We start from the raw sequence: 15777 nt of genomic DNA, 5'->3' as shown, positions 1-15777 counted from the left end.
ATATAATGTTTCAGGTGGAACCCGATTGTTAGGAGGAAAGACCATGTACGACATTACCGAGTGGAAACATGTTTTCAAACTCGATCCAGATAAAGAAATAAGCGATGAAAATCTAGAAATACTATGTGAATCCGGAACAGATGCGATCATCGTCGGCGGAAGCGATAATGTGACGATGGATAATGTGTTAAACTTAATGTCCCGAATCAGAAGATACCTTGTACCTTGTGTGCTTGAGGTGTCTGAAATTGAGTCGATTATACCGGGATTTGACTTGTATTTTATCCCGTCGGTTATGAACAGCACGAACACGAAATGGGTAATGGGAATGCATCATGAAGCTGTAAAAGAATATGGTGAGATCATGAGCTGGGATGAGCTGATTGTAGAAGGCTATTGTATTTTAAATGGTGACTGCAAAGCGGCGAAACTTACAGAAGCGAATGTGGAGCTGACAGCAGATGATGTCATGGCGTATGCCCGAATGGCTGAAAACATGTTTCATATGCCGATCTTTTATTTAGAATACAGCGGAACTTACGGAGACGTAAATGTGGTACAGGCTGCAAGCTCTGTCTTATCCTCTACCAAACTCTTTTACGGAGGCGGCATTGAAACGCCTGAACAGGCAGCTGAAATGGCTGAATATGCGGATGTTGTGGTTATCGGCAATGTCATCTACGATGATTTTGGGTCAGCTTTGAAAACAGTTAAAGCCGTAAAACCTTGATTGCAAATTACTCAGTACATGAGATAAAATAAGAACATACGTTTGATATAAGGTGGTGTCCGGAACGTGCAATTTTTAACAGATCAATTATTGAATGGTTTAAACGATATGCAAAAAGAAGCGGTCAAGGCAACAGATGGACCGCTCTTAATAATGGCCGGAGCAGGAAGCGGCAAGACGAGTGTGCTCACAAGAAGAATTGCCTATTTAATGGTGGAAAAGGGCGTAGCGCCTTGGAATATTCTAGCCATTACTTTTACAAATAAAGCGGCACGCGAGATGAAAGAAAGGATCGGAAAGCTGCTCGGACCAGGTGCGGATGATATTTGGATTTCGACGTTTCACTCCATGTGTGTCCGTATTTTAAGAAGAGATATCGACCGGATTGGAATCAGCAGAAACTTCTCGATTCTCGATACGACTGACCAGCTTTCTGTCATTAAATCGATTCTCAAAGATCGCAATATCGATCCAAAGAAGTTTGATCCCCGCAGTATTTTAGGAAGCATCAGCGGAGCGAAAAATGAACTGATCACACCTGAAGAGTTTGAAAAAACAGCGGGCGGCATGTATGAACAGGTTGCAAGCGATGTTTACAAGGATTATCAAAAAAAGCTGCTGAAAAACCAGTCGCTTGATTTTGATGATTTAATCATGACAACAATTCAGCTGTTTCAGCGTGTTCCTGATGTGCTTGAATTCTACCAGCGCAAATTTCAGTTTATCCATGTGGATGAGTACCAGGATACGAATAAGGCGCAGTATTTATTGGTTAAAATGCTTGCATCACGTTTTCAGAATTTATGTGTTGTCGGTGATTCTGATCAGTCGATCTATCGCTGGCGCGGTGCGGATATCGCGAACATTCTTTCTTTTGAAAAAGACTATCCGACGGCAAGCGTGATTTTGCTTGAGCAGAATTACCGTTCCACACAGCGTATCCTTGAAGCGGCAAACGGAGTTATTAAAAACAACATGAACCGCAAAGCGAAAAATCTTTGGACTCAAAATGATGAGGGCCAGAAGATCAACTATTACCGCGCTGACAGTGAATCAGCCGAGGGACAGTTCGTAGCGGGGAAAATCAATCAGCTTGTTTCTTCAGAAGGAAGAAAGCTGTCTGATTTTGCGATTCTCTACCGCACGAATGCCCAGTCCCGTGTAATCGAGGAAATCCTCCTCAAATCAAACATCAATTACACCATTGTGGGCGGGATTAAGTTCTACGACAGAAAAGAAATTAAAGATATCCTGGCTTACTTAAGATTAATTGCCAATCCTGACGATGATATCAGCTTAGCGCGCGTTATTAATACGCCAAAGCGCGGTGTAGGCGCCACCTCAGTCGATAAAATAGCCCAGTATGCGCTCGACAATGATTTATCTCTGTTCGGTGCGATTGAACAAATCGAATTTGCAGGCGTAAGTGCGCGTGTTGTCAGTGCGATGGTTGATTTCCGTGAGCTTGTGCGCAATCTTACAAACATGCAGGATTACCTGTCAGTAACTGAGCTTGCAGAGGAAGTCATTGAAAAGACAGGCTACCGCGACATGCTGAAAACGGAAAAAACGATCGAAGCACAAAGCCGTCTTGAGAACATTGATGAGTTTTTATCTGTTACGCAAAACTTCGAGAAAAACAGTGAAGATAAAAGCTTAGTAGCCTTTTTAACTGATTTGGCTTTAGTTGCGGATATTGATAAATTAGATGAAGATGAGGAAGCCTCTAAAGAAGCCGTTGTGCTGATGACTCTCCACTCTGCAAAAGGACTGGAGTTCCCGGTTGTTTTCTTGATGGGTGTCGAGGAAGGCGTATTCCCTCACAGCCGTTCTCTTATGGAAGAAGCTGAGATGGAAGAAGAGCGCCGTCTTGCTTATGTCGGCATTACCCGCGCCGAAAAAGAACTGTACATTACGAATGCTAAAATGAGAACTCTTTTCGGACGTACAAGCATGAATCCTGAATCCCGTTTTATCTCAGAGATTCCGTCTGAACTGCTGGAGAATCTAAATGAAGTGAAAAAGAGCACTTCTCCATTTGCTGCGAAAACCCGGCCGGAAAGACGCCCTCAGGTCAACAGACCTATGGCGGCTTCAACAGGCGGAGACGAAATTGCCTGGTCTGTCGGCAATAAAGCAGAGCATAAAAAGTGGGGGATCGGCACAGTTGTCAGTGTGAAAGGCGAAGGAGAAGGCAAAGAGCTTGATATTGCGTTCCCAAGCCCTGTAGGCATTAAACGTCTGCTTGCCAAGTTTGCTCCGATTCAAAAAGTGTAGATCGTTAAAGGAAAGGAATGGACCCTGGATGGATATGAATGCAGCTAAACAACGCGCAGAAACTCTGCATGACTTATTAAATAAATACAACTATGAATATCACGTTCTTGATAAACCGACTGTGCCTGACTCTGAGTATGATCAGCTTCTTCATGAATTGATTGAGATTGAAGAAACATATCCGGAACTGAAGACGCCTGATTCCCCAACGCAGCGTGTCGGCGGCAATATTCTTGAAGGATTTAAAAAGGTGCAGCATAAGAAACCGATGCTAAGCCTTGGAAATGCCTTCAATGAGCAGGATATCAGAGATTTTGACCGCCGCGTGAGACAAGCAGTCGGCGATGATGTTCAGTATATGGTTGAACTGAAAATTGATGGACTTGCCGTGTCTCTCACTTACGAAAACGGTGCATTCGTTCGAGGTGCAACGCGCGGGGACGGCACAACAGGCGAAGATATCACCGAAAACTTAAAAACAATCCGGTCCATTCCGCTTAAATTAAAGAAAAACCTTTCAATTGAAGTGCGCGGCGAAGCCTACATGCCAAAATCATCTTTTGAAAAATTAAACGAAACAAGAATTCAGCTCGAAGAAGAGCCGTTTGCCAACCCCCGCAACGCGGCTGCAGGGTCACTTCGCCAGCTTGATCCTAAAATTGCGGCGAAACGAAATCTGAATATTTTCGTCTATAGTATTGCAGACCTTGGTGAAGAAACTGGAGCGGCCACTCAAAGTGCAGGACTTGATGCTCTCGAGGAGCTTGGGTTTAAAACGAATACAGAGCGCCGCAGATGTGATTCAATTGATGAAGTAATTACGCTGATTGAATCCCTTCAGGAAAAAAGGGCTAATCTTCCATATGAAATTGACGGCATCGTGATCAAAGTAGATTCGATTGAACAGCAGGAGGCACTTGGTTTTACAGCCAAAAGCCCGCGCTGGGCAGTTGCCTATAAGTTTCCTGCAGAAGAAGTGATGACGAAGCTGCTTGATATCGAATTAACGGTTGGACGCACTGGTGTCATTACACCAACTGCACTACTGGAGCCTGTCCGTGTTGCTGGTACAACAGTAAAACGCGCGTCTCTTCATAATGAAGATCTCATTCGTGAAAAAGACATTCGTCTAGGTGACTATGTCGTCATCAAAAAAGCTGGAGACATTATTCCTGAGGTTGTAAATGTTTTACTCGAGCACCGCACAGGCGGCGAGCAAGAGTTCAAAATGCCGACGCATTGTCCTGAATGTGAAAGCGAGCTTGTCCGGATTGAAGGCGAGGTAGCACTTAGATGCATCAACCCTAAGTGCCCGGCGCAGATTCGCGAGGGATTAATTCATTTTGTATCTAGAAATGCGATGAACATCGATGGTCTTGGTGAGCGGGTTATTGCCCAGCTTTTCAAAGAAAACCTGATTAAGGATGTTGCCGATCTTTACAAATTGACCCGAGAGCAGCTGCTCGAGCTTGAACGGATGGGTGAGAAATCAGTGGACAACCTGCTTCAGGCGATTGAAAACTCAAAAGAAAGCTCACTTGAGAGATTGCTGTTCGGTCTTGGCATCCGTTTTATCGGTGCAAAGGCAGCAAAGACGCTTGCGCAGCATTTTGAGACAATGGAACGATTACAAACAGCCTCAAGAGATGAGATTATTGCGGTCAATGAAATTGGCGATAAGATGGCGGATGCCGTTGTGACTTATTTTGAACAGCCTGAGATGAATGAGCTGATTTCCGAGCTGAAATCATGCGGAGTGAATATGGCTTACTTAGGACCAAAGCTAGTAAAAGCAGAGGAATCAGATTCCTTCTTTGCAGGCAAAACGGTCGTTTTAACAGGGAAACTAGAAGAGCTTTCCCGAAACGAAGCAAAAGACCAAATCGAAGCGCTCGGCGGCAAGGTAGCCGGAAGCGTCAGCAAAAAAACAGATTTAGTCGTTGCCGGGGAAGATGCGGGAAGCAAGCTTTCAAAGGCTCAAGAGTTAAACATCGACATTTGGGATGAGACGAAACTGCTTGAGGAACTAAGAAAATAAGAGGTGTATTCCGACTTGAAAAAAGTAATGGTAATGCTGCTCGCAGGCTGTTTATTCCTTTCAGCCTGCGCACCCAGCTTTGGTGATCAAGAGGAAATCGTGCGGGAAACGGAAGATGAATCAACCGAAAAAGCGATCATTCCTAAATACAACATTTCAGATTCCTACTATAAAATGATTCTCCCTTTTAAAGAAGGTAAAGCAAGAGGACTCGTTGCTGAAAATATCAATACCCGTTTAGACATCGATGAATTCGAAACGGGATTGATGAGAGTGGCGCAGGAAGAATTTTCTGCGGAAGATCATCTATATCAAGAGGGACAATATCTTGATGAAAAGACGGTAAGAAAATGGCTGAGCCGAAAGCTTGAAGGCGAGAAGCTTGAAGCAGCAATTGAAGAGAGTAAAGGGAAAAATTCAAACGGTACGAAAAAAGAACCTTTTCAAAATACAGGGCTGAACCCGCCTGAAGCCACAGAAGGCGACTACATTCAAAAGAACGAAAAAAGCCCAATCTACCTAGCACACATGCTTGAACACAATTACTTAGTCCGCAAAGGCGAAAACACAGTTGAGCTCGGCGGAGTGGTCATCGGGCTTGCGCTAAACTCGGTTCATTACTACCGTGAAGCGGTCGGTGAGCCGCAAAGAGAATATGTCATTGATCCTCAGAAGCTTGAAGCAGAGGGGAAAAAGATGGCTGAAGAAGTCATCAAACGTGTACGAACTCAAAAAGGTCTTGAAAACGTACCAGTTGTCATTGCCTTATACAAGCAAGCACCGAAGTCATCCATTGTACCGGGAAGCTTTATTGCAAGCACAGTAGTAGACGGCGGCAGCAATCAAATCGGCAAATGGGACAGCATTGATGAGGAATATGTCTTTTTCCCGTCGCCTCAAGGGATGGAAGATTACCGCGAGGATGCCAATCTCTTTGAACGATTCAAGCAGGATATCGACGAATTTTTCCCTAACTACACAGGCGTCATCGGAAAAGCCTTTTACAAAGGGGAAGAAATGCAAGAATTGAAGATTGATATACCGATGCAGTTCTACGGAAAATCAGAAGTCATTGCCTTTACCCAGTTTGTCACTGGGAAAGTCGTAGACTATTTCCCTGACTATGTTTCAGTTGAAGTGAACATCAATTCAACAAGCGGCCAAGAGGCACTGATCGTCCGCAAACCTGGACAGGAAAAGCCGACCGTTCATATTTATCAATAAATGTTAGCCATCTCACATTGTGGGGTGGCTTTTACATTAGATGAAACCGGAGAATGGCCCTTTTCTTGGTGAATTGTTAAAGCGGGAGTTCTGATTCAGTCTAACTATCCAAAAAGCATTTCTTACTATCTGATAAGGCCATCTTACAAGCGGACAAAGGAGTTTCACTATCCAAAACGGGGCCCTGACTCTCTGGCGCTCCAAACCGAGGCCTCCACTTCAATCTAGCTAATCTACTACTCTCTTAATTAATAAACTTAATATTATGACAATTTCTCATAGTTTGAAAGTTTCCATCTCTTTCGTTAGAATTGGGGTGTAAACATTTCATACTTGCAGGGAGGCGAATGTAAATCATGATACCGTACAAACACGAACCATTTACTGATTTTTCAGCAGAAGAGAATAAGAAAGCCTATCTTGAAGGCTTGAAACTTGTTGAGTCATATTTAGGGCAGGACTATAATTTAGTCATTGGCGGAGAATGTATTTCCACAGAGGATAAAATTGTTTCTGTGAATCCTTCAAATAAAGAAGAGGTGATTGGCCGCGTTTCGAAGGCGAACCGGGAGTTAGCCGAGAAAGCTATGCAAGTGGCAGATGAGACATTTAACACGTGGCGTAAAGTGAAGCCTGAAGTTCGTGCGGACATTCTTTTCCGTGCTGCAGCGATCATTCGCCGCCGCAAGCATGAGTTTTCTGCGCTTTTAACGAAAGAAGCAGGCAAGCCGTGGAATGAAGCGGATGCGGATACAGCAGAAGCAATTGATTTCATTGAGTACTATGCCCGCCAAATGCTGAATTTAAAGGATGGCATGCCGGTTGAAAGCCGTCCGGGTGAATTCAACCGTTACAGCTACATTCCTTTAGGTGTAGGGATTATTATTTCCCCGTGGAACTTCCCGTTTGCGATTATGGCAGGAACGACAATCGCTGCAATCGTAACAGGCAACACAGTCTTGTTAAAACCGGCATCGACTACTCCGGTCGTTGCGGCCAAGTTTGTTGAAGTGATGGAAGAAGCTGGACTTCCTAAAGGCGTTTTGAACTTCGTGCCTGGAAGCGGCGCTGAGGTTGGCGATTATTTAGTTGATCACCCGCGCACCCGTTTTATCAGCTTCACAGGTTCACGTGACGTAGGCACACGCATCTATGAGCGTGCTTCTAAAGTGAACGAAGGCCAGATCTGGCTGAAGCGCGTTATTGCAGAAATGGGAGGCAAGGATACGATTGTCGTTGATAAAGACGCAGATTTGGAATTAGCTGCACAATCAATCGTGAAATCGGCATTTGGATTCTCAGGACAAAAATGTTCTGCTTGTTCCCGTGCAGTCATCGTAGAGGATGTGTATGATAAGGTCCTGAATCGCGCAGTTGAACTAACAAAAGAATTAACAGTCGGCGATACAGCAGACCAATCTTATTTTATGGGTCCTGTTATTGATCAGGCTGCATTTGATAAAATTATGAGTTATGTAGAAATCGGCAAAGAAGAAGGGAAGCTCGTTGCAGGAGGAGAAGGAGACAGCTCTAAAGGCTTCTTCATTCAGCCTACAATCATTGCGGATCTTGATCCTAAAGCACGCTTGATGCAGGAGGAAATCTTCGGTCCGGTTGTCGGCTTTACGAAAGCAAAAGATTTTGAACATGCGATTGAAATTGCCAACAACACGGACTACGGTTTAACAGGGGCAGTCCTTACAAACAACCGTGATCACATCGAAAAAGCGCGCGAAGACTTCCACGTCGGAAATCTGTATTTCAACCGCGGCTGTACAGGTGCGATCGTTGGCTATCAGCCATTCGGCGGCTTCAACATGTCCGGTACAGATTCAAAAGCGGGCGGACCGGATTATTTATTGCTTCACCTTCAGGCAAAAACAACATCAGAAACGCTGTAATATAAGGAAAAAGAGCTTAAACAAACGTTTGTTTAAGCTCTTTTTGTGAGGTGATTCCAGATGAATGAAAAAAGGTTAAATGCGTTTTTATTTTTATCCTCCATCTTGTTTATATTCAGTATGTTATCCATGGTTTTTCCCATCGATGATTTAATAAAAGATATCGTGTTTTCCATCGGTTTTTTGATAGCGATTATGATACATCTCTATTTCAGAAATCAAAGAAAAAAAGCACAAAAGAAAAACGCTTAGGAAGATTCAGCCTCCTAAGCGTTTTATCATTTCTTACTTTGTTTCTTCTTCTAAAACTTCTTCCATTTCGTTAAACGTATTTTGAACGCGTTTAGAAGGTCTGCTTGTGATCAAGCTGACTACGTAAACAGCAAGTAAACTTAAGAAGAAGCCGGGAATCATTTCGTACATGAATTCTTTCAGTGCAGAGACGTTTACCCAAATCAGCACTGTGACAGCACCGACGATCATACCGGCAAGAGCGCCCCACTTCGTCATACGTTTCCAGTATAAGCTGAGCAGCACGGCCGGTCCGAATGCAGAACCGAATCCTGCCCATGCATATCCTACTAATGAAAGGATTGTATCACTTGGTGTAAGTGATAACAGCACACCGATAATGGCTACGAGCAAGACAGACAGTCTGCCGATTAAGACAAGCTCCTTGTCCTTTGCATAACGTCTGAAGAACGTTTTATAAAAGTCCTCTGTCAGTGCACTTGAAGTAACAAGCAGCTGCGATGAAATGGTACTCATTATCGCAGCTAAAATCGCTGCAAGCAAGAACCCTGTGATTAATGGGTGAAACAGTACCTGTGCAAACTTAATAAAAATGGTCTCAGGATCTGCCAGAGTTGTCGCCGTCTGATCGACATAAGCGATTCCTACAAGACCTGTAAGCATTGCGCCAAAGACAGAAATAATCATCCAGCCCATGCCGATTCTTCGTGCAGGTTTTAATTCTTTAATAGAAGAAATCGCCATAAAACGGACGATAATATGAGGCTGTCCAAAATAACCTAAGCCCCATGCTAAAAATCCAATAATACCAATAACGGATGTTCCTTTAAAGATGTCCAGGTAAGTTGGATCAATTGCGCGGATTGTATCGAACGTTGGTCCGACTCCGCCTAAATTAGTAAATGCCACGATTGGTACAAGAATGAGTGCAAGAAACATAATGATTCCCTGTACAAAGTCAGTCAAACTGACAGCCAAAAATCCGCCGAAAAGCGTGTAAGCTACAACGACACCGGCTGTAACAAGCATTCCTGTTGTATAATCAAGCCCGAATGAAGACTCAAATAACAGTCCTCCTGAAACTAATCCTGCTGAAGTGTAAAGAGTGAAGAAAATAAGGATGACAATCGCTGAAACGAAGCGAAGAATACGCGATTTATCTTTAAAGCGATTTTCAAAGTAATCCGGGATTGTAATGGAGTCGTCTGCAACCTCTGTATAGGTTCTGAGACGCGGAGCAACTAAAATGTAATTCAAATAGGCTCCAACTGTAAGTCCAACTGCTATCCACATGCTTGATAATCCGGTTGTGTACATAGCTCCTGGAAGCCCCATAAGCATCCAGCCGCTCATGTCTGAAGCCCCTGCCGATAGTGCCGTTACTGCGGGTCCGAGTCCTCGTCCCCCAAGCATGTAGCCCGACACATCGTCTGTTGACTTCTTGTAGGCATAGAATCCAATAAGAAGCATGCCGACAAAATAAATTCCGAGTGATACCAATGTTCCAATTTCCACCAAATCTCTCCTTTGACTAAAGTGATCATGTAATAAGAACCAAAAATTGCAATCCGTTCAGCCCTACGGTTACTTAACCTAACAAACTATTTCCCTTGTTTCAAGGATTTGAAACAGGCATGGCGCGGGTTTTGGTGCTTGTGACCTATGGTGCTTGTATGCGTAAGCGCTTTCTTAAAAGAATTAAAGTAAAACTATTCAGAATTTTCTGATGTGCCTTTTTTCTTACAATATTACGTATTATGTGCAGTCAGATATAAAACAAAACAACTTTTTTATGGATAGGCAAACAGCCGTGTTTTTACATATGATAATGAGATATAAATGAACGTAAGTCAGGAGGATTGAACATGGATTCAAACGGTAAAGATCCGATGAAATTGATCAATGATTTTTTTGTCTCGCGGCCTAAGAATACTCTTCTCGGAAGCATCGACGACTATTTCAAACAATCATTTGCTCCAAAAGGATTTCAGGTTATGACGGAAGAAACGGATGCAGCATTTGTTGTGAAAGCAGAATTGCCTGGAATTGAAAAAGAGGATATTAAACTTGAAATTCTCGGAGAAGATCTGATCATCACAGTAAAATCAGCGAAAAATGAGAAGAAAAACGGCAAACAATCAATTCCTATTCCCTCTTCAGCTGTGAAAAGAAATTTAAAGGCGAACTACCGGAATGGTGTTTTGAAAATCACGATTCCAAAGAAGGCATCTACTAAAATCGAGATTGACTGAAGTAAAACATGCATCAGAGAATGACAGAATTTTAAGTAAAAAAGAATATGGTGATATAGTTCAATTTTTAATATGAAAATAGAGAAGAATACAATAATAGAAAGGCGCGGATGGATATTCCGGCGCCTTTTTCTTTGGGTGAGAATTATTTAAGTAAAACAAAAGGTAAAATAGTAAAAATTTTTAGTTAAATTTTACTTGAAATTTTCCGACTATTATTCTATTATTAATCCTGTAAACGATTTCATTTTTGCGGTCAGTATCTTTTGATTAAGATTAATAGGGGGTAAAACATGAAAAAGGTAATAGGGTTGATTAGTCTGGTTCTAATCATCGGCATGCTCTCTGCTTGTTCAGGAGGATCTTCTGAAAAGACAAGCAAAGACGACAAAAAATTGACGGCTTGGGCTTGGAACATCAACGTTCCTGTACTTGAAGCAGCAGCCGAACGCTATAAGAAAGAAAATCCTGATTTTGAACTTGAGATTGTAGAAATCGGGAGAGAAGATGTTTATTCGAAATTAACAACAGGTCTGCAGGCGGGCGGGCAAGGTCTTCCTGATATCGTCCTTGTCGAAGATGACCGCATTCAAGGATATGCAGAATCTTATCCTAAAGCATTTTTAGATTTAAAAGAGTACGGTTTTGATAAGCAAGCTGATAAATTTCCTTCAAGTAAAACAGACCTTTTAACGGTTGATGATAAAATTGTCGGCTTCCCGTTTGACGGCGGACCGACAGGCGTCTTTTACCGCACAGATATCTTTGAAGAAGCTGGCGTAAAAGCAGAAGACATTCAAACATGGGAGCAATTTGTTGAAGCTGGTAAAGTCATTAAAGAAAAAACAGGCAAACCAATGCTTGGACTTGATTTAAACGGTGACGACGGTCTTTACCGCATGATGATGAATCAGCAGGGTTCACTTTACTTTGATGATAAAGGAGAGCTTGCTTTAACATCAGAAGAATCAATGAATGCTGCAAAAGTGATCAAGCAGCTTAAAGATGAAGGCTTAGTGAAAAATACAGTCGGCTGGGATGCATGGATCAGCGCAATGGTAAGCGGCGAGGTTGCAGCAGCACCATCTGGCGCATGGCTTTCAGGCTCCATCACAGGACAAGGCAAAGATACATCAGGCAAGTGGGGCGTTATTCCTCTTCCTGCATTTGAAGAAGGCGGAAACCGTGCTTCTAACTTAGGCGGAAGCAACTACGTCATCATGCAATCTACGGATAAAAAACAAGAAGCATATGACTTCATGGAATACTTCTCAACAGATGAAGAAACACAGCTTGAAGCAATGAAAGGCGGCTTATTCCCGACGCTTAACACGGTTTATGATGAGCCGATCTTCACTGAAGAGCAGGAGTTCTTCTCGAACCAGCCGATCTGGAGCACGTTCACAGAGCAAATGGACAGCATTCCATCTGTTAACTACACAGGCAACTATTCACTGGCAATGGATGAATCAATCAAAGCCCAGTCTGAATCAGTCAGCGGCAAGGTGTCTATTGAAAAAGCATACGAGGCAGCACAGAAACGCCTGGATAACAGAATTAAATAATACATTGAAAAATGAAAAAGAAAGGGCCGAATCTAATTCAGCCCTTTCCTAATTTAAGGTGGGATCTTCCATGAGTCAAACACGTTTATTTCCTTATATGTTTATCGCCCCTGCAGTTTTACTCTTTATTATTTTTACAGTATATCCGATATTTTCATCTCTTTTGTTAAGCTTTCAAACCTTTGAGGCAGGGGAATATATCTTTACCGGATTCGATAATTACGTCACGTTATTCAAGGATGAAATTTTCCATAAAGCCCTAATGAATACATTTATCATCTTTATCGTTCAGGTTCCGATCATGCTGATTCTGGCGCTTGTGCTTTCAAGTGTTCTGAACAGCGGCTTACTGCGCTTAAAAGGATTTTTCAGAGTATCGTTTTTCCTTCCAGCTGTAACATCACTTGTGGCATATTCCATCCTTTTCTCGATCATGCTTCAGGAGGAAGGAATCATTAATACGGTGATTGGATTTTTAGGTATGGAAGCGATTCCGTGGCTATCAGACAGCTTTTGGGCAAAAGCATCCATCATTCTAGCAATGACATGGAGATGGACGGGATATAACATGGTTATCTTCCTTGCAGCTCTGCAAAACATTCCAAACGATATGTACGAGGCTGCTTCTTTAGACGGTGCAGGAAAGATCAGACAGTTTTTCTACATTACCATTCCGCAGCTGAAGCCGGTCATTTTGTTCGCAGGAACATTATCAACAATCGGAACGCTGCAGCTATTCGATGAGCCATTCAACTTAACAAAAGGCGGACCGGCTGATTCAACGATGACACTGGGCTTATACATCTATCAAAACGGATTCGAATTCTTCCAGTTCGGCTACGCATCAGCCATTGCATACATCGTGGTTGTGTTAGTAGGCATCCTAACGTTCATTCAATTTAAAGTGGCAGGTGATAGATAATGAATGCAGAAACGAGTAATACCATCCAGACGAATTTCCTAACCGAAACAAAGAAGAAGCGAAGCAAAAAAATGCCGCAGAAGCTTGGCATGTACAGTTTATTAATGCTTTTCCTGATTATCTCGATTTTCCCGTTTTACTGGATGTTTATCGGCGCGACAAATGATTCAGGAAAGATGTTTACGAATCCGCCGACACTGACGCCTGGCGACCAGCTGATGACGAACTTCCAAAACCTGAATGCATCCATTAATATTCCGCAGGTTATGTTCAACTCTCTGTTTGTATCACTTTTATATGTAGTCGCAGCGCTCGCCGTATGTTCGCTTGCAGCATATGCTCTTGCAAAATTTGAATTCAAAGGCAGAAACTTTATCTTTACTGCATTTTTACTGTCAATGATGATTCCGTATCAGGCAACATTAATACCGCTATTCCGCATGATGTCTGAGCTGAATTTGCTGAATACGTACTTTGCGGTTATCGCTCCGCAGCTTTGCTACCCATTCGCGATTTTCTTATTAAGACAGAACTTCCTTGCGTTCCCGACAGAGCTGATTGAAGCAGCGCGTCTTGACGGAGCAGGGGAACTGAAAATCTTCTTTAAAGTTGTAGCACCATCTATGCGGCCGGCACTTGCGGCAGCATCGATCTTCTTGTTCATGACACAGTGGAACAGCTTCATGTGGCCGCTTGTTGTGTTAAACGATGCAAGCATGTACACATTCCCTGTAGCTCTTTCAAGCTTAATGGGTCTTTCATATATTGATTACGGTCAAGTCATGATGGGTGTTTCAATTGCGACGATTCCAATCATTATCTTCTTCTTAGTATTGCAAAAGCAATTTATCTCAGGCATGCTCGGCAGTGCTGTGAAATAGGGGGAATTTAGATGCTGACAACAAAGGGGAACCAATTTTATTCAAATGATGAGCCGTTTCAGATTTTATCCGGCAGCATCCACTACTTCCGGGTCGTTCCGGAGTACTGGGAGGACCGGCTGCTCAAATTGAAGCAGCTCGGCATGAATACGGTTGAAACCTATATTCCTTGGAATGTCCATGAACCTAAAAAAGGCGAGTTTTACTTTGAAGGGTTAGCGGACCTTGAACGCTTTATAAAAAAAGCAGAAGAATTGAATTTGTACGTCATCCTCAGACCGGCTCCCTACATCTGTGCAGAGTGGGAGTTCGGAGGATTTCCAGGGTGGCTGCTGAAGGAGCAGGGAATGGCGCTCCGCAGCTCAGATCCACTCTTCTTTGAACATTTGCGCTCCTATTTTAATGTCCTGCTGCCGAAAATCGTGCCGCATTTAACGTCAAACGGCGGACCGGTTATCGCCGTTCAAGTAGAGAATGAATATGGCGCTTACGGCAACGACCTGGAGTATTTGAATGCTTCAGCACAGCTTTTTAAAGAGGCTGGAATTAATGTTCTATTATTCACCTCAGACGGACCAGAGTTCATCCAGCACGGCTCCATGAAGGACGCTGTGACAACCTTGAACTTCGGCTCCCGCTCTGAGGAAGCCTTTGCCGCGCTCGAAACGTTTCGACCGAATTCTCCGAAAATGTGCGCCGAATTTTGGATCGGCTGGTTCGATCATTGGGGCGGCAAGCATCATACGCGAGAGGCTGCTGATGTAGCTGCCGAATACGAAAAAATGGTATCACAGGGTGCTTCCGTTAACTTCTATATGTTCCACGGCGGAACGAATTTCGGGTACATGAACGGTGCAAATCATTACGAATTCTACACTCCGACCATTACGAGCTATGATTACGACGCACTTTTGACAGAATGGGGAGACCCGACGGAGAAATACCGTGCTGTTAAGCAGGTACTGTCTAAATATACGGATGTTCCTAATGAAAATCCGGTTCCATCTGAAAAGAAACACTATGGAACCGTTCAGCTGACACAGCAAATGAGTGTGTTCGATTTTCTGAAGCAAAAAACACCGGTAACGCTCATTGCTCCAAAATCAATGGAGGAACTGGATCAGAACTACGGCTATATCCTTTACAAAACAACGATCACAAAGCAAGGCGAGCTCGAAATGGATATCACGCCGATCCGCGACAGAGCGTTTATTTACATTAACGGGAAGCTCGAGCGCACCGTGTACCGCAATGATGCAGAAAAAACGATTAAGCTGCCATTCTGCGAGAAGGAAAACATCCTTGAAATCTTTGTTGAAAACATGGGACGCGTCAATTACGGCAAGCACTTAAAGGATAAAAAGGGCATCATCGATAACCTCTGGATCGGCAATCAGTACTGGTTCCATTGGGACGTCTATTCGCTTAATCCTGATGAGGAAGCCATTTCATTCATTGAAGGAAAAGATGAACGCTTTCCGCGTTATTACAAAGGTGAACTTTCGATTGAAGAACCTGCGGATACCTTTATTGATCTTGAAGGCTGGACGAAAGGAAATGTGTGGGTGAACGGCTTTAACCTTGGCCGCTATTGGGTCGCAGAAGGACCTCAAAAAAGCCTGTACGTGCCGGGTCCTATTTTGAAAAAAGGAACAAATGAGATTTTGCTTATCGAGTTAGAAGGAACAAATTCACATTCCATCACTCTTGCGAATGAACCAAATCTTGGCTAAAG

At 43.2% G+C, this 15777-nt stretch carries 11 protein-coding genes; 10 read left to right on the top strand and 1 reads right to left on the bottom strand.

The genetic code is table 11. The annotated features are described in order from the left end of the window. Window positions 1–43 precede the first annotated feature (43 nt). From pcrB to pruA, 5 genes are all read left to right on the top strand, one after another. Window positions 44–730 carry a heptaprenylglyceryl phosphate synthase gene (pcrB, locus tag GJU41_RS14485; protein ID WP_070879480.1) on the top strand — a complete coding sequence of 229 codons (687 nt, stop codon included), beginning with the start codon at window positions 44–46 and terminating at the stop codon, window positions 728–730. A 108-nt stretch (window positions 731–838) separates the two neighbouring features. After that, a complete protein-coding gene (gene pcrA / locus GJU41_RS14480) occupies window positions 839–3007 on the top strand; it encodes a DNA helicase PcrA (protein WP_154319027.1) in 2169 nt (722 codons plus the stop codon). Window positions 3008–3035: 28 nt separating this feature from the next. Beyond that, the gene (gene ligA, locus GJU41_RS14475) at window positions 3036–5045 is read left to right on the top strand and encodes an NAD-dependent DNA ligase LigA (protein WP_070879482.1); all 2010 of its coding nucleotides are present in this window, start codon (window positions 3036–3038) and stop codon (window positions 5043–5045) included. A gap of 15 nt (window positions 5046–5060) precedes the next feature. Beyond that, window positions 5061–6269, top strand: a complete 1209-nt coding sequence (locus GJU41_RS14470; RefSeq protein WP_070879483.1) for a CamS family sex pheromone protein — start codon at window positions 5061–5063, stop codon at window positions 6267–6269. A gap of 353 nt (window positions 6270–6622) precedes the next feature. Then, window positions 6623–8170 carry an L-glutamate gamma-semialdehyde dehydrogenase gene (pruA, locus tag GJU41_RS14465; RefSeq protein ID WP_070879484.1) on the top strand — a complete coding sequence of 516 codons (1548 nt, stop codon included), beginning with the start codon at window positions 6623–6625 and terminating at the stop codon, window positions 8168–8170. Window positions 8171–8455: 285 nt separating this feature from the next. Here pruA and putP read toward each other — a convergent pair whose 3' ends face one another. After that, window positions 8456–9940, bottom strand: a complete 1485-nt coding sequence (gene putP / locus GJU41_RS14460; RefSeq protein WP_212031452.1) for a sodium/proline symporter PutP — start codon at window positions 9938–9940, stop codon at window positions 8456–8458. Window positions 9941–10287: 347 nt separating this feature from the next. On the opposite strand from putP, the gene GJU41_RS14455 reads away from it, so the two are divergent. The 5 genes from GJU41_RS14455 (at window position 10288) to GJU41_RS14435 (ending at window position 15775) form a co-directional block, all read left to right on the top strand. Next, on the top strand, window positions 10288–10674 hold the full coding sequence (locus GJU41_RS14455) for an Hsp20/alpha crystallin family protein (protein WP_070879487.1): 387 nt from the start codon (window positions 10288–10290) through the stop codon (window positions 10672–10674). 293 nt (window positions 10675–10967) lie between these two features. Beyond that, entirely contained in the window at window positions 10968–12239 is a 1272-nt protein-coding gene (locus GJU41_RS14450; protein WP_154319008.1) for an ABC transporter substrate-binding protein, read from the top strand. A 70-nt stretch (window positions 12240–12309) separates the two neighbouring features. Then, window positions 12310–13161: a carbohydrate ABC transporter permease gene (locus GJU41_RS14445; protein WP_070879489.1), complete on the top strand. Its 852-nt coding sequence runs from the start codon at window positions 12310–12312 to the stop codon at window positions 13159–13161. Window positions 13162–13232: 71 nt separating this feature from the next. Beyond that, window positions 13233–14042 (top strand): carbohydrate ABC transporter permease, encoded by an 810-nt coding sequence (locus GJU41_RS14440; protein WP_070879738.1) that lies wholly within the window; start codon window positions 13233–13235, stop codon window positions 14040–14042. An 11-nt stretch (window positions 14043–14053) separates the two neighbouring features. Next, window positions 14054–15775, top strand: a complete 1722-nt coding sequence (locus tag GJU41_RS14435) for a glycoside hydrolase family 35 protein (RefSeq protein WP_070879490.1) — start codon at window positions 14054–14056, stop codon at window positions 15773–15775. Window positions 15776–15777: the final 2 nt, after the last annotated feature.

The organism is Metabacillus idriensis (assembly GCF_009674765.1).
Lineage (GTDB): Bacteria > Bacillota > Bacilli > Bacillales > Bacillaceae > Bacillus_P > Bacillus_P idriensis.
The sequence above is the reverse complement of the archived record's forward strand: the minus strand, read 5'-3'. Positions and strand labels throughout refer to the sequence as shown.

Coding starts and splice junctions, on each gene's coding strand:
- GJU41_RS14455 (WP_070879487.1), top strand. CDS start 10,288: ATGGATTCAAACGGTAAAGATCCGATGAAATTGATCAATGATTTTTTT.
- GJU41_RS14440 (WP_070879738.1), top strand. CDS start 13,233: ATGCCGCAGAAGCTTGGCATGTACAGTTTATTAATGCTTTTCCTGATT.
- ligA (WP_070879482.1), top strand. CDS start 3,036: ATGGATATGAATGCAGCTAAACAACGCGCAGAAACTCTGCATGACTTA.
- GJU41_RS14445 (WP_070879489.1), top strand. CDS start 12,310: ATGAGTCAAACACGTTTATTTCCTTATATGTTTATCGCCCCTGCAGTT.
- GJU41_RS14450 (WP_154319008.1), top strand. CDS start 10,968: ATGAAAAAGGTAATAGGGTTGATTAGTCTGGTTCTAATCATCGGCATG.
- pcrB (WP_070879480.1), top strand. CDS start 44: ATGTACGACATTACCGAGTGGAAACATGTTTTCAAACTCGATCCAGAT.
- pcrA (WP_154319027.1), top strand. CDS start 839: ATGCAAAAAGAAGCGGTCAAGGCAACAGATGGACCGCTCTTAATAATG.
- GJU41_RS14435 (WP_070879490.1), top strand. CDS start 14,054: ATGCTGACAACAAAGGGGAACCAATTTTATTCAAATGATGAGCCGTTT.